The following is a 26705-nucleotide window of genomic DNA, read 5'->3' on the forward strand; positions in this document are numbered from 1 at the left end:
AATAAAAAAACTGTAAAGTATTGGAGGGGGAAGAATGCGAGAAAAGGACTTTCGTGAGGGTGTGAGCGACACATTGCCTTTGTTGTTAGGGATGATTCCTTTTGGTCTGGCATATGGTATTTTGGGTAAATCCATTGGTCTTAGTTCAGGGGAGACGATTGCAATGTCTATTATGGTTTTTGCCGGAGCTGCTCAATTTATATGCTTGCCCATGTTTGCCGAAGGGGCTAGTTTGTTGATGATTGCTTTTACGACTTTATTAATTAACCTTCGTCATCTTTTAATGGGAGCATCTCTTGCTACTTATATGAGTGGACTATCAATGCCGTTTAAAGCATTTCTTGCATTTGGGATGACGGATGAAACGTATGCTGTGACAATAAGTCGGGCTCAAAAAGGCGGGTATAGTGGATCCTATCAATTAGGAAGCAATGCAACATGTTATTTACTATGGGTGATCTCCACAGTAGGCGGTGTTATTTTGGGAAGCCATATCAGTGATCCACTATCTTGGGGGTTGGATTTTGCTATGCCAGCTACTTTTTTAGCATTATTGATTCCACGGTTGCGTGATAAAGTAAGTATTGTTGTTTGTCTTGTTGCGATTTTGGTCAGCGTGGGAGCTGTTATTTTAATTCCTGGTAAATGGTATATTATTATAGCTTGTTTAGCTGCAGTTACGGTAGGTGGGCTTATGGAAGGAGATCAGAATGCGGATTGAATTTTTTATGAATATCCTCGCAATGGCGATAGCCACTTTTGCAACTCGTTTTATTAGTATCGGACTTTTGGGAAGTTCTGGTGTACCTGCATGGTTTGGACGCTTCTTGAAGCATGTACCGACGGCTATGCTGACAGCTTTAATTGCCCCAGCAATTTTTGCGCCAAGAGGTTACATAGAGCTGACCTTTGCAAATCACTATCTTATGGCAGGGACAGTAGCGATTTTTGTAGCTTATAAACGTCAGCCTCCCATTGCTACCATGGGCGCGGGGATAGCTGTGATGTTGGCTTTGCGCATTATGTAGAATTACTATTTATTCAAATGAAGATAAACGTCAATGAAGATTTTTTTATGTAAAAATAGAGAATTAAGTAAGAGGAGTTTTAATTATGGCCATTTCTTTTGCAAAACGTATAGAGGCTTTGCAAGCCTCTGAAATACGCGAAATATTAAAGCTGACACAAAGGGAAGAAATGATATCCTTTGCAGGCGGTTTGCCAGCCCCAGAATTATTTCCTATAGAAGAAATGAAAGAGATATCTAGAATGGTATTAGAGGAAATGGGGAGAGAAGCCCTCCAGTATTCCATAACTGAGGGATATCAACCATTGAGAGATAAAATAGCCCAGAGAATGAATCGAAAGTTTCAAACTAGTGTAAATGCAAAGCAGATTTTAATTACATGCGGTTCACAACAAGCGCTTGATTTTTCGGGAAAGCTTTTCTTAGATAAGAACGACATTGTCTTATGCGAAAGTCCCACTTATTTGGCTGCTATTAGTGCCTTTAATGCCTATGAACCTCAGTTTGTTGAAGTACCTACTGATGAGCATGGGATGATCATCGAAGAACTTGAACACATTCTAAAAACAAGAAAACGGATAAAATTAATATATGTCATCCCAGATTTTCAAAACCCTACAGGTAAGACTTGGTCGTTGGAACGTAGGCTTGATTTTATGAAAATCGTGACAAAGTATGAAATTCCAGTTATTGAAGATAATCCTTATGGAGAATTGCGTTTTGAAAATCAAATCCTTCCCTCATTAAAATCGATGGATACAAAAGGGTTTGTAATCTTTACTAGTACTTTTTCAAAAACATTCTGTCCAGGTTTACGTATTGGTTGGATTGCTGCTGATGCTAAATTCATCGAAAAATACGTACTAATCAAGCAAGGGGCTGATTTGTGTACGTCGATGAGAAGCCAGATGGAAATAACAAAATATATAGATGTATACGATTTTGAAGCACACATACAGAAATTAATTGCTTTATATCGGAAACGGAGGGATCTAATGGTAGAAGCTTTGGATAAGAATCTACCACAAGGAGTAAAATTTACACATCCACAGGGAGGATTGTTTCTTTGGGTTGAGCTTCCGCCTAATGTAAAGGCTATGGAATTATTAACAGAATGTCTAAAAATTAATGTTGCCTTTGTACCTGGTGATTCCTTTTTCCCTAATGGTGGTGTTGAAAACACGCTGCGCTTAAATTATTCAAATATGTCAGAGAAAAAAATCATAGCGGGAATAGAGCGATTGTCACAAGCAATTTATAAGTGCTTACGATGAAAGCTTGTTAGAAAGTGATAACACTATTACTAAAAAATGGAGAACATATTCAATAGATAATAAAATTAGATGGAGTATCGCAAATAAGGGCAAGAATTACTGCAGATGAGTAATTCCTGCCCTTATTTGCATTATTGATGTTGAAGTAATAGATTTCTAATAACTAATTATGGTCATTAAAAAATAATTAAATAACTAAATAATAATCAAAGCATAATGTTAATTGTTTAGTTGTTTGTTACGATATAGTTACATAGCTTGGTAAAACAGGTCATAACTATCAAGGAAATTGGATTTTGATCATGAATCTGAAAAAGATAAAGAAGGTGTTGAGTAGGACGTCATCCACAATAAAATCCGGAGCATAGCTTAACTAAATACTAAGGGGGACATGAAATGCACTTTAGAATTACCAGTATACGTACGAGATTATTGCTTATGATACTACCTTTAATAATAATCTCATTGGGAACGGTGGCTGGCCTAAGTTACTATTTTGCTAATCAATTTTTAGTAAGAAGTATTGATGAAACAGCGGTTTCTATAGGTGCTGATTATTCCAATCAAATTAAAGGGGACATTGCTGAAAGAGTCCTTGAATTAGAAGGTTTGGCTAGTAATCAAGTAATGCGAGGTAATGATACTACCCAAATTGTTAAGGCTTTAAGTGAGCTTCATAAACGGACAGGTAATTTTGAAAACATCAATGCACTTGCTTTAGATGGTTTTGGGGTAAGATTTAATGGAACTACAACGAATGTAAGTGACCGTGATTACTATAAAGCAGTATTGAATACCAAACAAGTGTACATATCGGATCCTTTACTTGCAAGAGCTAATGGAAAGCTGAGTTTAATTATTGCCGTTCCAGTATTAGAAGATGGCAAACTTGTTAAAATAATAACGGGTAATGTTTCCTTACAGCAAGTAAATGATTTGATTAAAGAGGTTAAATTTAAAGAAAATGGGTTTGCCACTTTGATTGACGATTCAGGAATGATAATTGCTCATGGAAAAAGACCAGAATTAAATGGCAAATTGAATATCGCTACAAAAAAACTAGACCCTGAACTTCAAGTGCAGAATACGGAAGTGGATAATCAATACAAGAAATTATTCGAAGAAGCGAAAACTGGGAAAAAAACTTCTGGGCGTTATATCGATTTAGATGGTGTTAAAAATTTTGGGGTTTTTACACCAATCAAACTCGCGGGAGGACAACTATGGGTAATGGTAGTTTCTGCACCAGAGGCAGAGGTTACGCAAGAGGTATCGGCTTTAGCTAAAAGTATGTTTTGGGTTGTTTTACTTTGCATATTATTAACAGCTCTTATGATTACATATATCAGTAAAAAATTTGTTAAACCCATTATTCTTATGCGGGATGAAGCCTTGCTATTGGCAGATGGTGATCTTGGGCAGAGACAACTTGTCATTCATTCTAATGATGAAATTGGGCAACTTGCTCGGGCCTTTATAGAAATGTCGGAAAAAATACGATCTCTGATTGTCGAAGTGCAAATGCAAGCAACCACAATTGCTTCATCTAGCGAAGAGTTAACTGCAAGTGCACAGCAAGCTGCTCAAGCAGGAAATCAAGTAGCTTCTTCCATTACTCAAATTGCCCAAGGGACAGAACGACAAGCTGCATCGGTAACGAGTATGTCGGCTGGAGCTGAGAGGATATCGGCTAGTATTGGGGAAATTGCAAATACAGGTAAAAAGATTTCGGAAACTGCTAGCGGCTCTACAAAGAATACAGAACGAGGGCAGGAAGCCATCGAGCAGGCGATGGCGCAAATGAAACAAATTAATCATGGATCAGAGTCTGTTCAAAGGGTCATTGGTGAACTTGCGAAGGGTTCGCAGGAAATAAGTGAAATAGTAAGCCTAATTGCTTCTATTGCAGGGCAAACCAATCTTCTTGCACTGAATGCAGCGATTGAAGCTGCAAGAGCTGGTGAACAGGGAAGAGGTTTTGCAGTGGTTGCGGAAGAGGTACGAAAGTTAGCAGAACAATCCAATCAAGCGACGGAAAAAATCGCCGAATTAATTAAAAGAAATGAAACTGATATGGAAGAAGCGATTGCTGCTACTCGTAACAATAGTGATGCAGTAGAAGCGGGTATGCATGTAGTTGAAATAGCGGGAAATATTTTCGAGGAGATTGCGGGTTCAGTTGCACAGTTATCAGATCAAATTTCTGGGATATCAGACTCTATTAATCAAATCGCAGTAGGAAGTCAAGAATTAGTTAAGTCAGTACAAATCATTGATTCTGAAAGTCAGACGAATGCTAGCGAGACTCTCAATGTTTCGGCAGTGAGTGAAGAACAATTGGCTTCTATGGAAGAGATTGCTTCCGCTAGCCAAGTATTAGCGACTATAGCTAGTGAATTACAAGAAATTGTCGTTAAATTTAAAGTATAAGATAAGACAAAATAGTATATGTGTGTAATAGCATAATAGGAAAGAGCCATAATTGCCCTGTGGGGTATTTATGGCTCTTTCCTATAATGTATGTTGTAGAATGTAATTTTACATGTTATTACTCTGCAGAATCTCCACCTTTAGATAATTTCTTGGTTTCTACATTGATGATAATGTTAGTGCCGGTATGGTAAGGGCTATTGCGATTAATGCTAGGCTCAGCGACAGGGATATTCCTTTTGATAAGTAGATCACGGAGAATCCAAGGTTTATCTGAAATAATACCATCTACGTCCATATCAATTAACATATTCATAGATTTAGGACTATTTACAGTCCAGGGAACAACCTTCATACCTAATTCGTGAGCTTCACTAACTAACTGTGGTGAGAGCTCTTCCCAGTAGGGAGATATGATATCAGCCCCAATTGCTTTTGCTGCTTTTACATAGTCGCCATGAAAATCATTGATATTTAGGCCTGCCAACCAAGGAGACGCATTTTTATCACCGATTTTGAGATAACATCCATCTACTAAGCCCCAAGAAGGTTGTTCGCAGCTTAAGGCAACGAGGGTAATAGTAGGATCAATGTTATGCATAATTTTTAATGTTCGCCAATCAAACGATTGCAGAAATACCCGATCTTCCATATGATATTTTTTTACGATTTCATAAAATTTCTTTACAAATTTTTCTGGATCAGCATTGTTTGTATGATTTGGATCAGCAGGATCTGCATAAGATTTTGTTTCTAAATTGAAATAAATTTTATCGTTGCCATAAGAATTGGCTAATTCAAAAACTTCTTCCAAGGTAGGAAATTTTGTTCCAGGCACAGGTAGTTGGGTTTTACCATGGCTTTCATAATAATCACCAGAGTTAGGATTCATCGTACCAACATCAAATTGTTTTATTTCTTTTAACGTCATTTTGCGAATATCATATTGACCTGCTTTTACATAATTACCATCAGAACCTTTTGTCAAATTTGTGCTCATAATAGGATTATGACTGATTACGATTTGATCATCTTTCGTTAGTTGCATATCCATTTCTAGAGTTGTTACACCGAGTTCTAAGGCATAAGCGAAAGAAACAAGGGTGTTTTCTGGGCGAGCGTCTCGTCCACCGCGATGTGCTTCTAAATCAAAAACTTGAGGATTGGCTTTAGCCTCTACCTGTGGGATGTCAATTAGATTGATAGCAAATGTTAGTACTGCAAGGGTCACGCCTGCTGCAAGAAAATGTGTCCAAGAAATGTTTGTGAAGTTCATTAAAACACTCTCCTGAATTTTATTTATCCCTCAAATTGGAATATATTGGTTTAAGTATAAACGAAAGAATCGCATAGATTGTTATTAACATGTTTTGTTTTTGTTAAAATTCATATATGATTATAAAATTGAGTGTACCACTGAGATCATGATTTTATAACTTAGTTAAAAAATAGGGAAATTTTGACGGACTCCATTTAATGTGTTAAATTGTATCTTAAGGAAAAACAATTTAAGTAAAGAAGGTATTGTTAATGAGTGTTCTTAAATCAAATTTGTTACTTTTGTTAGCTGCAGCGATATGGGGCTTTGCTTTTGTAGCCCAGAGAGTAGGAATGGAATATGTAGGTCCTTTTACTTTTAATGGTGTTAGATTTGCATTGGGGAGTCTTTCCTTAGTGCCTCTTATGCTATTTTACAATAAAAACCCCCAGGATGAAGGGAGTAAAGACCGAAGTATAAAACATGTGGCAGGAGCTGGTCTTCTTGCTGGTGCAGTTCTTTTTATGGGCGCATCTTTGCAACAAATTGGCTTGGTATATACTACAGCAGGAAAAGCAGCCTTTATTACTTGTCTATATATTGTGCTTGTGCCTTTGGTAGGGGTATTTTTAAAACAATATGTTAGCATGAGTACTTGGCTTGGGTCTATTATTGCTGTTGCCGGGTTATATCTCTTGTGTGTTAAAGATAGCTTTTCTATTTCTTATGGGGAATTTCTTGAACTTGTAGGGGCTTTATTCTGGGCTGTTCATATTTTAGTAATTGATCATTTTTCGCGAAAAGTCGATGTATTAAAATTATCCTTTTTTCAATTTGTTACCTGTTCTATTATGAGTTTAATTACTGCTTTCTTCATAGAAACGATAAGTATCAATACTCTCAGTCAAGCATTAATGCCAATACTTTATGGTGGTATTTGTTCTGTTGGTATTGCTTATACCTTGCAAGTAGTTGGTCAAAAAAATGCACAGCCATCCCATGCAGCAATTATCCTCAGTATGGAAACCGTGTTTGCAACCATTGGTGGCTGGATGATTTTAAATGAAATGCTAGGAAGGAGAGAACTGCTGGGATGTATTATTATGCTAGTAGGTATGCTCCTATCGCAACTTCAAAATATTAGACAATCAAAAAAGCAAAATGAAAGCAATCTTGCATACTCTTGCTCAAAAAGTCAACACGAACTATTATAAGTTTCTCAAAATAAAGAGATGTACATTTTAACAAGTTGACAGAGATTTATACAGTAAAAAATGCTTGCGGATATACAGCAAGCATTTTTTTTATCGCTGATTAGAAATTGAATGCATATTATATAGATAAATAGATAAATATAGACATATAGGGAGCTTGATAGCGATAATTACATTTGTTGAACATCTACTAGTTATATAATCATCTTAATAGCCAATTTAAAGATTTGACGAAAAGTCAATTAGGTATTGACACATTTCTATAAAGGTAGTAATCTCATAGTATAATAATAATTCTTCGTTAGGTGAGGCTCCTGCATAAACATAGGCCACTGCCCGGAAATGTCGAGAGACGCCAATGGGTAGAACAGGTACTACCGGATTAAGGTTTTACTTAAGGTGGCTGAGTGATTTGGGTTTGTACTCTACGTTATGCAGTGCCAAAACTCGTACGAGTGAGGAAGGTGTGAATGTATTTAGTTCGCTTATTAAGCCTTCCGGCAAGGGAGGCTTTATCTATTTTTTTATTTAGTAAAGAATACGACCACGGTACTGCATAGAATAATAGGGCAACAGGTACTTAGAATTATATAATATAGAACTTCTTCGTTAGGTGAGGCTCCTGTATGAACATAGGCCATTGCCCGGAAACGTCGAAAGACGCCAATGGGTAGAACAGGTACTACCGAATTAAGGTTTTACTTAAGGTGGCTGAGGTTATTTTGACCTCTACGTTATGCAGTGCCAAAGCTCAACGATTGGGGAAGGTCGTAGTAATAGCATCATGGTGACATGAAAGACCTTCTTATAGACGATAAGAGGTCTTTTTATATTCCTGTTTGCTTATTGAAATAATAATGGAGGTGGTTTTATGGATTCCGGTCCCAGTGGCAGCATAAAAATCCAAAGTGTATATAAGAATTGTCTGTCCATCTTATGTAAAGCGGACGGACTCCGACAAAAGAAGGAGGAATAGAATATGAATGAAGTGAAAATGTTAGGCGAATTTTATTTCAGCCAACTAATTGGTCAGCCGATTGATGATGCAACGGGCAATAATATTGGCCGGATTAAAGATATAGCAGTACGTTGGGATGGGGTTTATCCACGGGTAATTGGTATTAAATATGCAAAAAAAATACACAATCTAATCCCCATTGATCTCATTGAACTTTATGAGGGTCATAGGGTAAAGCTTGCGGGGACGTTTTCGCCAGAACAAACCATTCCTCTACATGATAATGATATTTATGCCAGTAAATGGTTATTGGATAAACAGATTATTGATTTAAAGGGTTCAAAAATGGTAAGGGTAAATGACATTATCTTATCATGGGTGGTACAAGAAGAACGGCAACTCATGGTCTTACTAGCCGTCGACATTGGAGTGCGTGGCCTATTTAGGCGTTTAGGGTTAGAATTTTTATTCAAGAAGTTTAAACAAAATTGGTTAGTTTTAGAATATATCAAACCCTTAGAAAGTTGGAATTCCAATCTGCAGCTAAATCGTGTAAAACAGCAACTGACAGAATTACATCCTGCTGATATTGCTGATTTAATCGAAGAGATGGATTATAAACGCCGGGCAAACTTCATGGATAGTTTAGATGTGCAGCAGACCATTGATACGTTAGCAGAAATGAACCTGGATACACAGGTGGAAATCATTGAACAAATGGATGCCCAGCGAGCTTCTGATATTTTAGAAGAGATGCCGCCAGATGAAGCAGCTGATATTCTAGCAGAGCTACCTACGGAGAAATCTGAAGGATTACTTAGCTTAATGGAAACCGATGATGCCGAAGATGTAAGAGAACTCATGCAATATGAGCAAGGTACTGCTGGAGCCTTGATGACAAATGAATTTATCTCTTTTTCTGCGCAAATTACAGCAGAAGAAGCAATTAATCAATTACGAGAATTGTCGCCAACGGCAGAAACAATTTATTATCTATATGTTATGAATGATGATGAACATCTTCAAGGAGTTCTTTCCTTGCGGGAGTTAATTGTAGCCGCACCTCATACTACATTAGAAGCTTTAATGCATACAAAAGTTGCTGTAGTAAAAGATGAAGATAATTACCAACGTGTGGCGGAGGTAATTAATAAATATAGTTTACTAGCAGTACCCGTTGTGGATGAAAATGATGTTATGCTAGGAATTGTAACGGTAGATGATATTCTTGATATTCTAATGCCAGAGCGTGGCAAACTGGACACATACTCCTGGTTTGCATTGAGTAAGATGGCAGGACGGGGGCGATAAAAATGATTATGATAAAAGATATGCGCAAAAGGTTAGGACTATTCATGGCAGTAATGGGACCTGGAATTGTTACAGCCTTTGCCGATAATGATGCAGGCGGTATTGCTACCTATGCTGCTGCGGGAGCAAAGTATGGGTATGGCCTATTATTTATTGTCTTGGTCAGCAGTATTTGTTTAGCGATTGCTCAAGAAATATCAGCGCGGACAGGGGCCGTTACAGGACGTGGCTTATCCGATTTAATTCGGGAGTTATTTGGTGTTAAGTGGACATTTTTTGCGATGAGCGTACTTTTGATCGCTAATATTGGTACCACGGCTTCTGAGTTTTCTGGTATTGCTACTAGTTTTGAAATTTTTGGTGTTAGTAAATATATAGCGGTACCCACGATGGCGGTACTCGTATGGTGGTTAGTCCTTAAAGCGGATTATGGAAAGATAGAAAAGATTTTTCTTGTATTGTGTGCCACCTTCTTTAGTTATGTGGTTTCGGGCTTTATCGTAAATCCTCCATGGGGAGAGGTTTTAATTGCTTCCGTCACTCCTACATTTTCTCCTAAGGCGGATTATTTAATCATGGCCATTGGTGTAATTGGCACTACCATTACACCCTGGGGGCAGTTTTATGTTCAAGCATCTGTTGTCGATAAAGGAATTACTGCTGAAGACTATAAATATACCTTCTGGGATGTTATGTTTGGAGCCTTTTTTACTTGGTTGATTGCCTTCTTTATTATCGTAGCAACAGCAGCTACCTTATATACCAATCAAATTTCTATTGAAACAGTGAAAGATGCGGCAATGGCATTGAAGCCATTAGCTGGTGAGTATGCAAGCATGTTGTTTTCCTTTGGTCTATTAGGAGCTTCTATGCTGGCAGCCTTTATTTTACCACTGAGTACCGCTTATGCTGTTTGTGAGGCTTTAGGTTTTGAACGTGGCGTTAGTAAAACCTATAAAGAAGCTCCTGCTTTTTTTAGTTTATATACCGCTTTAATTGTGATTGGTGCAGGATTAGTATTATGGCCAGATTTGTCTCTCTATCAAGTGATGATTACTTCTCAAGTGGTAAATGGCGTATTATTGCCTCCAATTCTTATTTTTATGGTTCTTATTGCTAGTAATAAAAATATTATGGGCAGCTATGTAAATGCTCCTTGGTACAATATGGTTTCTTGGGCGTTTACTCTTGTCTTGATTCTATTAACCTTACTTTTATTAGCTACTACACTGATGCCTGAACTTATGGATGCAGTGATGGGATATTTCGGGTTATAAAAGAAATTATATTAGGAGCTGCTAATCTATCTATGCAAATGGATGGCAAATATAAACGTAGGAGGAATGTAAAATGTTTTATGATTTAGTTGTTTCCAATCGATCTTATCGTCGCTTTTATGAAGAACATAACATATCCGAGGACAGATTGCTTGAACTTGTCAATTATGGTAGGTTATCTGCTTCCGGAGCTAACAAACAGCCATTGAAATACATTATTTCTAGAGATAAAGAAAAAAACCAACTGATTTTTCCTCATTTATTATGGGCGGGATACCTAAAGGATTGGTCCGGCCCTAAAGAAGGGGAGAGGCCTTCTGGTTACATTATTATTCTTCAAGATAAGAAGATTGGCACAAGCGGCGTAGATCATGGAATTGCAGCCCAAAGTATTTTGCTAGGTGCACGGTCTATGGATTTAGGCGGGTGCATGATCCAAAGCATTAAGCGTGATGAATTACAGACGGCACTACATATTCCGGAACAATATGAAATCTTACTGGTTTTGGCTTTAGGTAAACCGAAAGAAGTAGTTATCCTTGAAGAGATTGAAGAAGGTGAAGATATAAAATATTGGCGTGATGCAAAGCAAGAACATCATGTGCCGAAGCGTAAGCTAAAAGATGTAGTTTTAACATTATAGATTAGGTGTATTAGAAAATAACAAAAGGGTCTGTGCTAAACTATAGTTTGAGCACAGACCCTTTACCGTATATAGATAGATTAAAAGCACTAAAGAGGTTAACGGCAGATTTCGGATATAACCATCTTTAATGCTTTTATATAAATTATATCATTTCAAAGCCCTTATTTTTTAAGAATTCCTTCATATGGGGTCTTTGTTTATCTTTCAAAAAGCTTGACATTCCTTCTGTCCATGTGTTACTTCTTTCGCCATTTGTTCTTTCGATATAGTAATCCCGTATACTATCATCGTAATTTTTTAGTATTTCTGCGTCGCCTTCTAGAGTATAGCTATCTTCCTTAAAGACTAAAGATAAAGGCAAGCGCGGTTTAATGCTATTTTTTACTTCAGGATAACCAAGGCACATACCAAATACAGGATATACATTATGGGGAATATTTAATAAATAACAAACATCTTCAGGATTATTTCGTAAGGCACCAATATAAACGCCACCCAAACCAACTGATTCTGCGGCCGTCATAATGTTCTGCGCGGCCAAACTTGTGTCTACAGTTGCTAGGATAAAGTTTTCTGTATAGCCACTTTCAAACTTCTTATTGTACATTTTACAGGCTCTGCCAAGCCTGTTTAAATCAGCACAGAATACTAAAAATACGGGGCATTCTTCTACATAAGATTGATTTCCTGCTAACTTTGCTAAGGCTCGCCTCTTGCCTTTATCTTTGACTCTAATAATCGTATAGGCTTGAATGTGGTTGGAGGTAGAGGCATGTTGGCCTGCTTCAATAATTTCTTGCAATAACTGGTCATCGACAGGCTGGTCTTTAAACCTCCGTACAGATACATGACTTTTTAACAATTCTATTACATGGTGCATGGTGGGACCTCCTAAAAATGAATATAATTGTAGAATGGATCTGTGTGGTCGCAAATAACAAAAATGGGGTCTATTTCTGTAAATGCTGTTCAAATTCGATGGGGGATGGCAAGGTAGATACAGCCCACCAGGGAGAATGCTCCTGCAGTTCTTCTAGAGAGTACATGCCAGTTGCAACTGCAATCGTTTTTGCCCCGATGGCCTTTCCACAGTCAATATCATTGGGGGTATCGCCGATAACATAGATTTGATCAGCGGCTACAGTTGGATAACGATCTTTGACAATGGTGCGGGCCTGATTAGATATTTCAGTGCGGTAAAAGCAGGTTCCACAAAAGGCGCTGGATGAAAAGTTGAAAAAGCCATCAAGTTTATAATGGCTAAGTTTGGCTTTAGCGCCAAATTCCGTATTACCTGTAAGGAGTAGAGAGACGTAGTCTTGTCTGTGGTGTAAATGGGTTAAAATATCTTTTACGGATGGGGTAAGATGTCCTTGTCTGCTTGCCAAATGGTGGGGTAATATTTTTTCATAAAGACTCATTAGCTTACAAACTTCATGGACAGAGGGCTCGCGACCAGTAGCAAGAAGGATTACTTGATGGGAGATATAATAATCAGTCATGCCAGCTGTTTTGATTGTAGTAAAATCGAATGTAGTGCTAAACATTTCAGCAACTGCTTCTTCAAACGCATATAAGCCAGCTTTGGCTGTTTTCAATAAGGTTCCATCAATATCCCAAAATAAAATTTTCATAGTACGTGCCTCCCTTACATATAACTGCATTTATCCGCGATTAGTATAATTAGATATTGGTAGCGAAATATCCTTGTTATATTCGGCTTTTGTATTAAAATGTATGGGAATCTCTGTAGTATAGGATTTCCATACATTTTTTACGGAATCAGAAAGTATAACACTTTCTTGATTCCAAGTAAGAATGACTAAGGCTTCTGCTTGCGTCTGAGGACTTGGCATAAGAAAAGCCTTTTCTTATAAAATAGACGTTTTATTAAAACTTATGTAAAAGAATTAGCTCAATATATGATATAGTAAATTTGTAGATAATTTGTTGAAAAATAGGGAGAATTGTAATGGGAATAGCTGATATTTTATTGACATGGTATCAAGGTTGTAAAAGAGATTTACCATGGCGCAAAGATAAAGATCCGTATAAGGTTTGGGTTTCGGAAGTAATGCTGCAACAAACAAGGGTAGAGGCAGTTAAAAGTTACTTTGAAAGGTGGGTAGGGCGATTTCCAACTTTAGAAAGTTTGGCAGTTGCCGAGGAGGAAGAGGTGGTTCGCTATTGGCAAGGGCTTGGATATTACTCACGAGCGCGAAACCTTCTACAAGGTGTGCGGGAAGTAAGTGAATCGTATGGAGGGCAGGTGCCTGACACTAGAGCAGAAGTGATAGGTCTTTCAGGTGTCGGCGATTATACTGCTGGTGCTATTTTGAGTATTGCCTATGATAAAAAAGAAGTAGCGATTGATGGGAATGTTCTTCGTGTATTTAGCCGATTATATTGTATAGAAGAAGATATTGCGTCCCTCATGGGGAAACGTAAAATTAAAAGCTTGGTGGAACGGGAAATGCCAGAAGAAAATCCAGGAGACTTTAACCAAGCTTTGATGGATTTGGGAGCAACGATTTGCATACCCAAAACACCTCGTTGTAATTTTTGCCCGTTAGGGAGTTTTTGTTTAGCAAGGGCTAGGGGATTAGAAGGAGAATTGCCAATAAAAAAGAAAAAATCTCCGCCAAAGCCAGTACGAATCATAGCTGGAGTCATTCGTAATGGGGAGAATTATCTGCTTCACCAAAGACCGAATAAGGGGCTTTTGTCTGGGATGTGGGAATTTCCTAGCGTAGAGATTAAAAATGAAGAAGTGATGGATACATTTCGTCAGACGCTATTAGAAGAGACTGGTCAAGAAATCCAATCAGAGAGATTGTTATTACAATGTAATCATACTTTTAGTCATCGGCAATGGGATATTTCTTTTTACTACTGTGTTATTACACTAGGTAACGAAATACCCTTAGGAAGACGTCTTAAGTGGGTACATCGCCGTGATTGGGAGAAGCTCTCCTTTGCGGGACCCCATCGAAAAATGGAGGCCTATTTACTAGAGAATCCTGATTTCGATTCTTTGATCTAATGAAAGTGGGAGGGAGTTTATAGGATGAATGCACTTGTAGCACGCCAGCCAATTTTTGATAGAAATAGAAATGTTGTAGCCTATGAATTGTTATTTCGTAGTGGCAAAGAAGATTGTTATGATGGTAATGATGATGACCAAGCAACCAAGGAAGTAATTATCGCTACCTTTTTATCAATAGGCATGGATGTGGTGACAGGTAACAAAAGAGCATTTATTAACTTTACGGGCAATCTTTTAAAAGATAAGGTGGCCCATCTTCTACCACGTGACTTATTGGCAGTAGAAATTCTTGAGACGGTAGAGCCAGAAGAGGTTGTCGTAAAAGCTTGCCAAGAGCTTAAGAAAGCGGGGTATCTTCTCGTATTGGATGATTTTGTTTTTCATCCACGATTTCAACCCTTAATCGAATTAGCTAATATTATAAAAATCGATTTTTTATTAACAACACCAGCAGAACGCAAGGAAATAGTAGAACGTTTTAAATCTTCTGCTCACGTTAAATTTCTTGCAGAAAAGGTTGAAACCCAAGCTGTTTTTGAAGAGGCAGCTGACGCCGGGTATTCTTATTTTCAAGGCTATTTCTTCAGCAGACCAGTTACTATTAGCCGTCCTAATATTCCGGTTTCTAAGCTTTCCTACTTGCGATTGCTTCAAGAGGTAAAGATGGCAGAGATGAATACCAGCCATATTGAAAAAATTATTAAGCGAGAAATATCTTTTTCCTATCGTTTATTAAAGTACATTAACTCTTCTGCTTTCTCTTTTCGCCAAGAAATCCATTCCATTAAGCAGGCAGTATCTTTGCTGGGGCAACGGGAATTACTGAAATGGGTATCTTTAAACTCAATGTGTATTATGGGAGATAGTAAGCCGCCAGAATTGATTGCAACAGCATTGGTGCGAGGTTATTTTCTAGAACTAATTGCGATTGAGCTTGGAAAAAAGCAAATTGCTCCAGATCTTTTTATCATGGGACTATTTTCGCTGATTGATGTTGTTTTAGATTGTCCTTTAGCCGTTATTTTGGACGAACTGCCAGTTAGTAAAGAGGTTAAATCTGCTCTAATGGGAGTGGAAGGTTTTTATTATGATGTATATCAATTGGTACTTAGTTATGAACGGGCTGATTGGCAACATGTGATTCAATATGCACCAATAGTAGGAGTAGCAGGAAAAAAACTTTCAAAGTTGTATATACAAGCTCTGGCTTGGGCGCAGGAATTTTCTAAGGTGAAAATTAAAAGTTTATAAAGGAAGGGATTTTCATGAAAAAAATTTGGCTTGCAGGGGGATGTTTTTGGGGTGTGGAAGCTTATTTTATGCAGCTTAAGGGAGTGATAACTACAAGAGTAGGCTATGGACAGGGAAACACGACCGATCCAACCTATAAACAAGTGTGTTCGGGAAAAACTGGATATACAGAAGTCTGTGAATTAACTTATGATGAAGTATCACTATCCTTAGAGAAAGTACTAGAACATTTTTTTCGAATCATTAATCCTGTCACTCTAAATCGTCAGGGACCAGACGAAGGGCCTCAATATCGCAGTGGAGTATATTATTCGGATGCAGGAGATCGAGAAGTTATTATCGACTTTATCAAAGATAAGCAGGTTTCTTATAAAGAACCTATCGTTGTAGAAGTAGAACCTGTTAGAAATTTTTATTTGGCAGAGGATTATCACCAGGAGTATTTACAAAAAACTCCTGGTGGATATTGTCATGTCAATTTAATGCTGGCAAGGCCAGAAGAAAAAAAGTAACAAGGGAAAGACTTATTTAAGACCATAATGACCGAAATGAACAAAACCTTCTCTGACTGAATATTTAATGTTTTAATGGAGGAAGAAAAGCTAATTTGCTGCATGGTTGATCTAGGCAGTATGTAGTAAGGTAAGGGATAGCAATATTAGATGGAGGTTTAAGAATGACTATAGTTGGAACAGGGCAAGCTGGAACGTTAGAATCTAGTGATATTTTGGTTACTGTATCTCCTGCTGAGAGCGGCAGCGGCATAATTCTTCAGTTGACAAGTCCCGTAATCAAACAATTTGGGCGTCATATCGAAGAGTTTATTACAAACTTGGCGCGTGAACAAGGATTGTCAGATGTAACCATTCATGCTAACGATAGGGGTGCATTAGATTGCACAATAGAAGCAAGAGTTTTAACTGCAATTGCTAGAAGTAAAGTAAAAGCTGTATAAGATTAGAAGAGATTGAATTTCACATGGGATGAGGAGGCGTTATTATGGAAAAGTTGCGTAGAGCCATGATGTTTGTACCAGGCAATAATCCAGGCATGTTACAGAATGCCGGTATTTATAAAGCGGATACGGTTATTTTTGACGTAGAAGATTCTGTATTAATAAGTGAAAAAGATGCTGCAAGGCAATTGGTGCATAATGTAATTAAAACAGTAAAGTATCCTTGTGAGGTTGCTGTACGGATTAATCATATTACGACACCTTATGGTAAAGAGGATTTAGCCGTTATTTTGCCTGCGAAGCCAGATTTGATTCGTCTGCCAAAAGCAGAAACAGCGGAAGAAATTAAAATAATTGATGAAATCATTTCAGAAGCGGAAGAGAAAAATGGTTTTGCTCATGGTTCCATTAAAATGATGGCTGCGATTGAAACGGCAAAAGGCCTAATGAAAGCTTACGAAATTTGTTCTGCTAGCCCTCGAATGGTAGCACTTGCACTCGGTGCCGAAGATTTTCTTGCTGATTTGAAAACCACTAGAAGTTCTCACGGTAGTGAACTATTTGGTGCAAGATCTCAGATAATACTTGCAGCTCGTGCTGCCGGAGTGCAGGCCATTGATACTGTTTTTACTAACGTAAATGATGAAGAAGCATTTATTGCAGAAACCACTCGCATTAAAGAAATGGGATTTGATGGAAAGTCTGTTATCAACCCTAGACAAATCAAAATGCTTTACAAAATATTTGCTCCAACAGAAAAGGAAATTGACCTAGCTGAACGAGTTCTTGCAGCGTATGAAGAAGCAAAAGCAAAGAACTCAGGAGTTATCGCACTAAACGGAAAAATGATTGATGTTCCAGTAGTCACTCGTGCCGAGAGGGTCATTGGTTATGCAAGAGCTCTTGGTTTACGAAAAGGGGGTTCGACAAATGATTAATAAAGCAGGTAGAGACATTCCTTTAGTAATACCAGGTTTTAAAGAAGTTAAATTGTATAATGGTGCATTTGGTACTGTTCCTACAGGAAGGGTTGTAGGGCCTAAAATAACAGTTAATAAGCCTCGTTCGGAAAAAATAGTAAAATCCATTGATCAAGCCATTGAAGCTACTGGCCTAAAAAGCGGTATGACCATTTCTTTTCACCATCACTTTCGTAACGGTGACTATGTACTAAATATGGTTGTAGAAGCCATCGCTCGTAAAGGCATTAAAGATATCACTTTAGCGGCTAGTTCTCTTACAAGTACCCATGATGCAATTATTCCTTTTATTGAACAAGGCGTTATTACTGCTATTGAAACGAGTGGTGGTCGCGGTAAGCTAGGAGAATTGTTTACATCAGGAAAGTATTTGAAAAAGCCAGTACTCATTCGTTCTCATGGCGGACGTGCTAGAGCTATTGAAAGTGGAGAACTTGCTATTGACGTTGCTTTCATTGGCGCCCCTGCTTGCGATACCTACGGCAATATTAATGGCATTGAAGGTAAATCAGCATGCGGCTCAATGGGATATGCGATGTGTGATGCAACCTATGCAGATCAGGTTGTCGCGATTACAGATCATTTAGTACCTCACCCATTGTTTCCAATTAGCATTCCTCAGACCAATGTGGATTACATTGTAGAAGTTGATGCTATCGGTGATCCTAAGGGAATTGCCTCGGGTGCACTACGTATTAGTAGAGATCCTAAAGAACTTATTATTGCTGAGTACGCTGCAAGTGTAATTGAGTATTCAGGATACTTTAAAAATGATTACTCTTTGCAACTAGGTAGTGGTGGTGCTTCTCTTGCAGCCGCTCAATTTATTAAAGAAAAAATGATAGAGCAAGGTATAGTTGGTAGCTTTGGGGTTGGTGGCATTACAGCTCCTTTCATTGATATGCTAGAACAAGGATTATTTAAGACACTGTTTGATGTGCAGGATTTTGATATACCTTCCATAGATTCTTTGCGAAATAATCCGAATCACTTGGAAATGTCAGCTTCTTATTATGCCAATCCTCACAACCGAGGACCGATTGTTAATAAGCTAGATGTAGTTATTTTAAGTGCGACAGAAGTAGACGTCGACTTTAACGTAAATGTTATCACAAATTCTAATGGTGTTATTATGGGAGCTTCTGGTGGTCATTGTGATACAGCAGCTGGTGCAGGTCTTTCGATTGTAGTAGCACCACTCCTTCGTGGTCGTTTACCGATGGTTCTTGATCGGGTACACACGATTGTAACGCCTGGTGAAACGGTAGATGTTATTGTTACTGAGCGGGGGGTTGCTGTCAATCCAAACCGTAAAGATGTTCTTGAAAACTTAAAGGAAGCCAATATTCCTTTAATGTCCATTGAAGAATTACAGCATATTGCTTATAATTTAACTGGGAAACCTGAAGCCATTCCTGTAACTGATGATATTGTAGGTGTGGTAGAGTATCGTGATGGTACGATACTTGATGTGATCCGAAAACCAGTATAAAATGGAAACCACCCTATGCAGGCAGGAACAAGGTAATGTATGTGGAATGTTATGCAGTCATGGGGTGGTTTTTTTGTGTAAAAAAAAGTTTAGAATGTCACTGCAATATAAAATTATGCTATTGACGGTGGGAATGGTTTGTTTAGCTTTAACGATGGCCGGTGCGCTCGTTATTCATCATATTTATCAAGAGATTCAGGATGATGTTGGTGAACGTGCATTAACAATAGGAAGATCCATTGCGCAAATGCCGGAAGTCAAAGGGAATATTATTGATAACCATCCTTCAGACGTGTTGCAACCTATTGCCGAAGAAATTCGTATCAGAACGGGTGCAGCCTTTATTGTAATATCAAATATGGAACAGATTCGTTTATCCCATCCAAATTCAAGTAACGTAGGTACGCCTTTGTCAAATCTATATCGTGATCCAGTTTTAGGCGGACAAGAGTATGTCTATATTGCGAAAGGGAGCTTGGCTCCTTCTCTAAGGGCAAACGTACCAATCTTTTCAATAAATGATGCGAATAAACAGATTGGCTTTGTATCTGTTGGTTTTTATGTAGAGGATATTTACCACATGTTTTTAGAGGGCGCTGAAAATGTTCTTTATGCTCTATTGGTAGCCTTAGTGCTCAGTATTATTGGTTCCGTACTCGTTGCAAAGAATATAAAAAAAGCAATTTATGGTTTGGAACCCTACGAAATAGCGACCCTACTGAGAGAAAATGAGGCCACATTGCATGCTATACGGGAAGGGGTAGTAGCAGTTGACGTCCAGGGAAACGTAAGAGTCATTAACAATGAAGCAGCGGCAATTATTGGACGAAAGTCAGAAGAGATTTGTGGAAAATCAATTACAAAGTTTATTACCCAGCTTCGCTTAGATTATGTAATCGGAACAGGTACCCCATTATATGACAATGAACAACGGGTAAATGATATTATCATTTTATCGAATATTATTCCGACCATTGTAGAAGGCGTTGTAGTAGGGGCGGTAATTACTTTTCGGGATCGTACCGAAATATCTCGCTTAGCGGAAGAAATGACGGGAGTACACCGTTTTGTAGATGTTTTAAGGGCCCAAACTCATGAATTTAAAAACAAATTACATGCAGTGGCAGGACTCATTCAATTGGGATCCTATGAGCAAGCTGTTGATTTAATTATTGAAAGTTACGCGAATAACCAGAGTGAGTTTGAAAAAATGCGCTATAATATAAAAGATGCTGTTACTTTTGGCCTCTTAGTAGGAAAGATGAGCCGCGCTAGAGAATTGGGGATTCAATTTGTGATAACACCAGATACCGTTATGCAAACTTTACCTGGTCAGCTTACTAGTGGAGATATGGTTATCATATTGGGTAATTTAATTGAAAACGCTACAGAAGCTGTAGCTACTGCTAAGATTAAGAAGATCCTGCTTAGTATTAAAGAAGAAGCGGCTGGGATTCAAATAATTGTACAAAACTCTGGGCCATGGATTGATGAGGGGTTAGGAGATCGCATCTATATGCGGGGTATTTCAGGCAAGGGCAGTAATCGAGGATATGGTTTAGCTTTAGTATCAGAAAAAGTGCAAGTAAATAATGGGTTAATTTCTCATTCGAATTTACCAGAAGGCGGCGTAGAATTTAAGGTGTGGATTCCGTATAATAGTAAAGGTGACAGATATGAAGAAAATTAAAGTATTGATTGTAGAAGACGATCCGATGGTTGCTGATATTAATAAAAGGTTTACGGAGGCAGTGGATGGTTTTACGGTAGTTGGTATTGCCGACAATGGTACAAAAGCAATTGACATGGCGAATAAGCTACATCCTGATTTAATCATACTCGATATTTATATGCCAGAAGTTGATGGTATGGGTGTATTAGCCTCACTACGAAAACGAGATATAGAAGTGGATGTTATTTTAATTACGGCAGCGAATGATAGCGATATAATTAGTAAGGTTATGCGTTCAGGGGTAATTGATTATATTATAAAACCATTCAAATTTGATCGTTTTCGTAATACATTAGAAGCGTACCGAGATTTCAATAGTAAGATAGTAGAGCAAGATAGCTTTAGTCAAGTAGAACTTGATAAGTTTTTTTCTGCGAAAATGGCAAAGGCTAGCTCTCATTTGCCTAAAAATATGCATGGACAAACATTGGACTCTGTTATTGATTTATTAAGTTGTCAATCCGAAGCTTTATCTGCTGATGATGTTGCAGGCCAAGTAGGAATTTCTCGAGTGACCGCTAGGCGTTATTTAGATTACTTAGTAGTCGAAGGTAAACTGCAAATGCTGCTCGAATATATGCCTGTTGGAAGACCAATTCATCGGTTTAAAATGAGATAATATATTGCAGGTATAGAATGATGGTTTCCCTGGAAGGATAGCTGGTTTTATATAAAACAATGTTAGGTAGAAAATAAAGAGGTAGACGGCTGCTTTGAGACTTTCAAAGCAGCCGTCTTTTTGATATAGTTAGGGTACTATTCGGGCAAGAAGAGGGGATATAAAATGGGGCACATTGGTAATAGTGACCGAGAATATCGTTTGTTGCAACAACGTTTGGACTATAATATAACCGGAGCACCTTATTCGCCAGTGTTTATTGCAATACTAAAACTATTGTTTTCTACAGAAGAAGCTGAGCTTGCCAGGCAAATTCCTCTGCGTCCTACATCCCTTACAGTTTTAGCATGTAAGCTTGGCATATCAGTGGAATCATTAAAGTATAAAATAACAACTATGGCAGAGCGAGGTTTAGTTTTCGACTTGGAGTACAAGAGAGAATGTTATGTAGTTTTAGCACCTGTCGTGATTGGATTTTTCGAATTTGTTTTTATGCGAACTCGCGATGAGTTACCGATGAAAGAGCTTGCAGAACTTTTTCATCAATATATGTTTCAAGATGATCGTTTTGCCAATAGTATATTCAAAGAGAGCACCCAATTGGGACGATCCTTAGTACGTGAAGAGGCAATACCCGAAGATGATTATACTGAAGTTCTAGATTGGGAGAAAGCAAGCTTAGTGATTACCTCGGCAAAAACTATTGGTTTATCTTTATGCGCCTGTCGGCATAAAGCCAGTCATTTGGGGAAGAGTTGCAATGCTCCGCAAAAGACTTGTATGACATTTGGTAACAGCGCAGAATTATTAATCAAAAAAGGAATGGCAGAGCCAATTACAACAGCTGTTTCTATGATGATTCTAGAACAATGTAAGACGGCTGCCTTAGTACAAATTGCTGACAATGTACAAAAAAATGTAGGATTTCTTTGTAACTGTTGTGGCTGTTGTTGTGGCATGCTACAGTCTATAAAAAATTTCAACATGGGTCATGCCGTAGTGACTTCCAATTGGGTAGTCCAAATCAATAATCAGAAATGCATAGGCTGTAATTCATGTGTAAAAGCTTGCCCACTAGGAGTAATTAGTTTGATAGAAGGGCAGCAAGGGAATAAGCATAAAAAGGCGGTCTACGAAGAAGATTTATGCTTAGGTTGTGGTGTTTGTGTAACTACCTGTAAATTTGGCTGCATTCAAATGAAACCTCGGGAAAAACGAGTGCTTGTACCAGAAACAACCTTTGATCGAATGATTGCTATGGCAATCGAGCGGGGGAAGCTATCCCATTTTATCTTTGATGATCCTTCCCGTTTTAGCCATCGTGCCTTGGGGCGAATTGCTTCCGTCATCGAGAAATCTCCTCCTGTAAAAGCATTATTGGCGATCGAGTCGATTAAATCAGTATTTTGCCGAAGTATTATAGCAGGTGCAAAGAAATATACATAGGGCAAACTAATAGGTTATCGGGTAGAGCTTAACTTTTAGGAGGTGTTTATCTTGGAGATCACTCGTAAAGAAATAAAACAAGCTGTAGAGGAAAACATTATCTCACAAGAACAGGGAGATAAATTATGGAAGTTATGGGATGAACGGCAGATTAATGAGCCGAAATTTCAACTTTCCCACTTAGCCTATTATTTTGGTGCCCTTCTAGTTATCTCAGCCATGGGTTGGTTTATGAATAATACTTGGAATCAATTTGGTGGCATGGGGATTTTTACCATTGCGGTACTTTATGCAGTTTGTTTCACTGGAATAGGAAAGATGCTATGGGAAAAGAAGGGCCTCAGGGTAGCGGCAGGATTACTAATTGTCATGGCAGTATGTATGACGCCGTTGGCTATTTTTGGTTTAGAACGGGCTCTAGGGTGGTGGCCTCATTCTGAGCCTGGTAATTATCGCAGCTTTTATCATTGGATTCGTGGTGGCTGGTGCTTCATAGAAGTGGGAACCATTGTTAGCGCTTGTATTGCCTTACGATTTTTTTCATTTCCTTTGCTAACTGCACCTTTATATCTTATCTTATACTTTTTATCAATGGATATAACGCCACTTTTATTTGGGGTGGAGCATAATTGGGTTATTACCCGCTGGGTATCCTTATTTTTTGGTTTGACGATGATAGTCATTTCTATGTTTGTTGACTATCGCTGTCAGAGGAAGATTTATCAAGGAGACTATGCTTTTTGGGGATATTTATTTGGAACATTGGCTTTTTGGTCCGGACTAACTCTTCTTGATAGCACGAATGAATGGTCTAGGATTGGCTATTGCGTGATTAACCTCGGTTTATTAGTATTGGGGATATTATTACGACGTAAAGTTTTTCTTGTGTTTGGTACGATAGGCGTGAATGGGTATATTGGACATTTAGCGTATCGTGTGTTCAATGATTCCGTATGGTTTCCTTTTATATTAAGTTTTGTTGGGATTGGGATCATTTATCTTGGAGTAATGTATAATAAGAATCAAAATAAGATACAAGCTTTTCTTAGGGAAAGGGTACCAGAAAAAATTAGGCGGTTTTTGCCAGAATGAAAAAATTACCCATCGAAGATATTTTACTAGAATTACAGACAAAATTAAGCACTTCTAAAAATATTGTTCTCGTGGCGCCACCAGGAGCAGGGAAAACCACACGGATACCTTTGGCTTTATTAGATGAGCCCTGGCTTTTGGGGCAACGTATTTTACTACTAGAACCCCGCCGTTTAGCGGCTCGAGCAGCTGCTCGTTATATGGCGGCCTTGTTAGGGGAACAAGTAGGGGAAACTGTTGGTTATCGAGTTCGGCTAGATACTTGTGTTGGTCCGAAGACTCGAATCGAAGTAATTACAGAAGGAATTTTGACTCGTCTATTACATGGAGATCCTTCTCTTGAAAATGTCGGTATTGTAATTTTTGATGAGTTTCATGAACGAAATATACATGCAGATCTAGGATTAGCATTGTGCTTGCAGTCCCAGGCATTGCTGCGAGAAGAATTGAAAATTTTGGTGATGTCGGCGACGCTCGATACTGCTCCAGTATCCTCCATCCTTGGAGATGCACCCGTCGTTATCAGTGAAGGTAAATCATATCCTGTAGAGACGTATTATAATAAGCGTCCTATTCAGGGACATATAGAGTCAGCTGTTGCTCAAAAAGTGCAAGAGGCTCTTTTAAAAGAACAAGGAGATATATTAGTTTTTTTGCCAGGTGTAAGGGAAATTCGTAGAGTAGAGTCTCAGCTTTTGACAATGATAAATAAGAATGAGGTATTTATATATAAGCTTTATGGTACCTTACCGCAGGAAGAACAAGATTTAGCTTTATTACCAGCACCCGCTGGAAAACGAAAAGTAGTATTAGCTACTTCTATTGCTGAAACGAGTATTACGGTACAAGGAGTAAGGATTGTTATTGATAGTGGTCTGATGCGGGTATCTCGTTTTTCTCCAGGTACAGGGATGGCCCATTTAGAAACAGTGAAGGTCAGCCGGGGAGCTGCTGACCAACGACGTGGACGGGCAGGGCGTTTAACTTCAGGTATTTGTTACCGATTATGGACTCTTCAAGAAGACTTAACTCACAGGGCGGGAAACACGCCAGAAATTCTAGAGGCAGATCTTACAACTTTAGCTTTGGAACTTGCCTTATGGGGTATAGAAGATCCAGAGGAGCTATTGTGGCTTGATCCTCCGCCTAAGGGAGCTATTGCTCAAGCTAGGGAGTTACTACAACAATTAGGTGCCTTATCGAGGACAGGGCGTATTACTGTCCATGGTCAACAAATGGCCGAGGTGGGAATTCATCCTCGCCTAAGTCATATGATTTTAAAGGGAAAATCCTTCGGATATGGGAAATTAGCTTGCGAGATTGCTGCATTACTCAGTCAAAGGGATTTATTCCAAGATGATAAAAGTATGCCTGATGCTGATTTGCGTTTACGTATTGAGGTACTGCATAATGGAAATAAATTAGGAATAGTTGGTCTTTCTGGATATAGAATTGATTCTAAAATTTATCAACGAATACAGGTTGAAATTCGTCATTGGACCCAGCTATTTTCCATTTCAGGTGAGAATACTGATGATGTTTGTGCTTGTGGAGTTTTGCTAGCTTTAGCTTATCCAGATCGAATTGGTCAAGGTAGAGGGGATGGGAGATTTCTCTTACGAAATGGTCGCGGGGCTACGTTTATTGGTCCCCAATCTCTAGCGCAAGAGCCCTACTTAGTGGCAGCCGAGTTAGGGGGAGATCAGTTGCGGGATAATCGTATTTTCCTCGGAAGTTCGATTGATGTGAAAGAAATACGTCAGTATTTTAACGAACAGATTGAGATTCAAGAAGATATTAGTTGGGATCACGAAGCGCAGATAGTGAGAGCAAGGCGCTATGAAAAACTTGGTGCCTTGATTCTAGAAAATACTCCGATTGTAAGTTGTGATCCAGCAAAATTAGTATCCGCTTTATTAGAAGGTATTCGAGAAGAAGGATTGAAAATTCTTCCATGGACAAAGGCCGCCTTACAACTCCGCCAGCGACTTGCGTTTATGTATTTTTGCCAGCCTAACTGGCCGGATGTATCAGAAGAAGCTCTACTAGCTACCTTAGAGGATTGGTTGGGACCTTATCTGTATGGCAAAGCCAATCCAAATCGGATTGAAGGGCTAAATTTAGTATTGGTACTTAGATCAATGCTCACTTGGGAGCAAGGTCAGCAGCTCGATAATTGGGCGCCAACACATATTGTTGTTCCGAGTGGTCAACGGATACCTATTGATTATAATCAGCCTTCTATTCCTGTGCTAGCTGTGCGTTTGCAAGAAATGTTTGGTTTAGAAGAAACTCCTCGAATTGGGCAAGGTAAGGTAGCCCTTACGCTTCACCTGTTATCACCAGCGCAGCGCCCCATTCAAATTACCCAAGATCTTGCAAGTTTTTGGAAAAATACTTATTTTGAAGTGAAGAAGGATTTAATGGGACGTTATCCGAAACATGCCTGGCCTGAGGATCCTCTAAAAGCTATGGCAACGCACCGTACTCGTTCTCAATTAAAATAAGATAATTAATACAATAAAGAAGACTTGATTCAGATGGAGTTTTAACTCCATCTGAATCTTAGCCCTTCTTATCCAGGGACTTAGCCGCTCTTAACTCCCACTTATAGAAGATGGGAGTCTTAGAGCGGTTTAGTCATCGGATAAATTTGCGCTTAAATGAGATTTGTTCATGTTTGCTTTGAACAAAATG

At 38.5% G+C, this 26705-nt stretch carries 22 protein-coding genes and 2 riboswitches; of the genes, 19 read left to right on the plus strand and 3 right to left on the minus strand.

Translation table 11 applies throughout. From position 1 onward, the window contains the following. Positions 1-34: 34 nt before the first annotated feature. The 4 genes from QSJ81_RS09075 to QSJ81_RS09090 all read left to right on the plus strand — a co-directional run bounded on the left by QSJ81_RS09075 (position 35) and on the right by QSJ81_RS09090 (position 4731). Entirely contained in the window at positions 35-721 is a 687-nt protein-coding gene (locus tag QSJ81_RS09075; protein WP_285717095.1) for an AzlC family ABC transporter permease, read from the plus strand. Continuing rightward, a complete protein-coding gene (locus QSJ81_RS09080; protein ID WP_285717096.1) occupies positions 711-1028 on the plus strand; it encodes an AzlD domain-containing protein in 318 nt (105 codons plus the stop codon). Before QSJ81_RS09075 ends, QSJ81_RS09080 begins: the two co-directional genes overlap by 11 nt. 85 nt (positions 1029-1113) lie before the next feature. Next, positions 1114-2301 (plus strand): aminotransferase-like domain-containing protein, encoded by a 1188-nt coding sequence (locus tag QSJ81_RS09085; protein WP_285717097.1) that lies wholly within the window; start codon positions 1114-1116, stop codon positions 2299-2301. 396 nt (positions 2302-2697) lie between these two features. Beyond that, positions 2698-4731: a methyl-accepting chemotaxis protein gene (locus QSJ81_RS09090; RefSeq protein ID WP_285717098.1), complete on the plus strand. Its 2034-nt coding sequence runs from the start codon at positions 2698-2700 to the stop codon at positions 4729-4731. A 118-nt stretch (positions 4732-4849) separates the two neighbouring features. Here QSJ81_RS09090 and QSJ81_RS09095 read toward each other — a convergent pair whose 3' ends face one another. After that, entirely contained in the window at positions 4850-6007 is a 1158-nt protein-coding gene (locus tag QSJ81_RS09095; RefSeq protein WP_285717099.1) for a glycerophosphodiester phosphodiesterase, read from the minus strand. Positions 6008-6261: 254 nt separating this feature from the next. Between QSJ81_RS09095 and QSJ81_RS09100 the strand changes: the two genes are divergently transcribed. The 4 genes from QSJ81_RS09100 to QSJ81_RS09115 all read left to right on the plus strand — a co-directional run bounded on the left by QSJ81_RS09100 (position 6262) and on the right by QSJ81_RS09115 (position 11392). After that, positions 6262-7203, plus strand: a complete 942-nt coding sequence (locus QSJ81_RS09100; protein WP_285717100.1) for a DMT family transporter — start codon at positions 6262-6264, stop codon at positions 7201-7203. A gap of 290 nt (positions 7204-7493) precedes the next feature. Further along, positions 7494-7670: riboswitch (M-box (ykoK) riboswitch) on the plus strand. Positions 7671-7801: 131 nt separating this feature from the next. After that, a riboswitch (M-box (ykoK) riboswitch) is annotated at positions 7802-7973 on the plus strand. Positions 7974-8182: 209 nt separating this feature from the next. Further along, complete coding sequence (locus tag QSJ81_RS09105; RefSeq protein WP_285717101.1) at positions 8183-9472, plus strand: magnesium transporter; 1290 nt, start codon at positions 8183-8185, stop codon at positions 9470-9472. Between the two features lie 2 nt (positions 9473-9474). After that, the gene (locus QSJ81_RS09110) at positions 9475-10749 is read left to right on the plus strand and encodes an Nramp family divalent metal transporter (protein ID WP_285717102.1); all 1275 of its coding nucleotides are present in this window, start codon (positions 9475-9477) and stop codon (positions 10747-10749) included. Positions 10750-10822: 73 nt separating this feature from the next. Further along, positions 10823-11392 carry a nitroreductase family protein gene (locus QSJ81_RS09115; protein ID WP_285717103.1) on the plus strand — a complete coding sequence of 190 codons (570 nt, stop codon included), beginning with the start codon at positions 10823-10825 and terminating at the stop codon, positions 11390-11392. Positions 11393-11537: 145 nt separating this feature from the next. On the opposite strand, the gene nfsA is transcribed toward QSJ81_RS09115, so the two are convergent. Both nfsA and QSJ81_RS09125 read right to left on the minus strand, forming a co-directional pair. Next, positions 11538-12275, minus strand: a complete 738-nt coding sequence (nfsA, locus tag QSJ81_RS09120) for an oxygen-insensitive NADPH nitroreductase (RefSeq protein WP_285717104.1) — start codon at positions 12273-12275, stop codon at positions 11538-11540. A gap of 70 nt (positions 12276-12345) precedes the next feature. After that, positions 12346-13029, minus strand: coding sequence for an HAD family hydrolase (locus tag QSJ81_RS09125; protein WP_285717105.1), 684 nt, complete (start codon positions 13027-13029; stop codon positions 12346-12348). Positions 13030-13367: 338 nt separating this feature from the next. Here QSJ81_RS09125 and mutY point away from each other — a divergent pair, with 338 nt between their 5' ends. The 11 genes from mutY (at position 13368) to hrpB (ending at position 26515) form a co-directional block, all read left to right on the plus strand. Then, on the plus strand, positions 13368-14438 hold the full coding sequence (mutY, locus tag QSJ81_RS09130) for an A/G-specific adenine glycosylase (protein WP_285717106.1): 1071 nt from the start codon (positions 13368-13370) through the stop codon (positions 14436-14438). A gap of 24 nt (positions 14439-14462) precedes the next feature. Continuing rightward, on the plus strand, positions 14463-15692 hold the full coding sequence (locus QSJ81_RS09135; protein ID WP_285717107.1) for an EAL and HDOD domain-containing protein: 1230 nt from the start codon (positions 14463-14465) through the stop codon (positions 15690-15692). Positions 15693-15706: 14 nt separating this feature from the next. After that, a complete protein-coding gene (gene msrA, locus QSJ81_RS09140; RefSeq protein WP_285717108.1) occupies positions 15707-16204 on the plus strand; it encodes a peptide-methionine (S)-S-oxide reductase MsrA in 498 nt (165 codons plus the stop codon). A 164-nt stretch (positions 16205-16368) separates the two neighbouring features. Continuing rightward, entirely contained in the window at positions 16369-16647 is a 279-nt protein-coding gene (gene citD / locus QSJ81_RS09145; protein WP_285717109.1) for a citrate lyase acyl carrier protein, read from the plus strand. A 44-nt stretch (positions 16648-16691) separates the two neighbouring features. Continuing rightward, positions 16692-17585, plus strand: coding sequence for an aldolase/citrate lyase family protein (locus tag QSJ81_RS09150; RefSeq protein WP_285717110.1), 894 nt, complete (start codon positions 16692-16694; stop codon positions 17583-17585). Continuing rightward, positions 17578-19119: a citrate lyase subunit alpha gene (gene citF, locus QSJ81_RS09155; RefSeq protein ID WP_285717111.1), complete on the plus strand. Its 1542-nt coding sequence runs from the start codon at positions 17578-17580 to the stop codon at positions 19117-19119. The genes QSJ81_RS09150 and citF overlap by 8 nt, the downstream gene beginning before the upstream one ends. A gap of 73 nt (positions 19120-19192) precedes the next feature. After that, entirely contained in the window at positions 19193-20809 is a 1617-nt protein-coding gene (locus QSJ81_RS09160; RefSeq protein WP_502929644.1) for a Spo0B domain-containing protein, read from the plus strand. Then, positions 20796-21470: a response regulator gene (locus tag QSJ81_RS09165; RefSeq protein ID WP_285717112.1), complete on the plus strand. Its 675-nt coding sequence runs from the start codon at positions 20796-20798 to the stop codon at positions 21468-21470. Before QSJ81_RS09160 ends, QSJ81_RS09165 begins: the two co-directional genes overlap by 14 nt. 165 nt (positions 21471-21635) lie before the next feature. Beyond that, the gene (locus QSJ81_RS09170; protein ID WP_285717113.1) at positions 21636-22916 is read left to right on the plus strand and encodes a 4Fe-4S dicluster domain-containing protein; all 1281 of its coding nucleotides are present in this window, start codon (positions 21636-21638) and stop codon (positions 22914-22916) included. Between the two features lie 42 nt (positions 22917-22958). Next, positions 22959-24008 carry a DUF2157 domain-containing protein gene (locus QSJ81_RS09175; protein WP_285717114.1) on the plus strand — a complete coding sequence of 350 codons (1050 nt, stop codon included), beginning with the start codon at positions 22959-22961 and terminating at the stop codon, positions 24006-24008. Beyond that, positions 24005-26515, plus strand: a complete 2511-nt coding sequence (hrpB, locus tag QSJ81_RS09180; protein ID WP_285717115.1) for an ATP-dependent helicase HrpB — start codon at positions 24005-24007, stop codon at positions 26513-26515. The genes QSJ81_RS09175 and hrpB overlap by 4 nt, the downstream gene beginning before the upstream one ends. Positions 26516-26705: the final 190 nt, after the last annotated feature.

This window comes from Pelosinus sp. IPA-1 (assembly GCF_030269905.1).
GTDB lineage: Bacteria > Bacillota > Negativicutes > DSM-13327 > DSM-13327 > Pelosinus.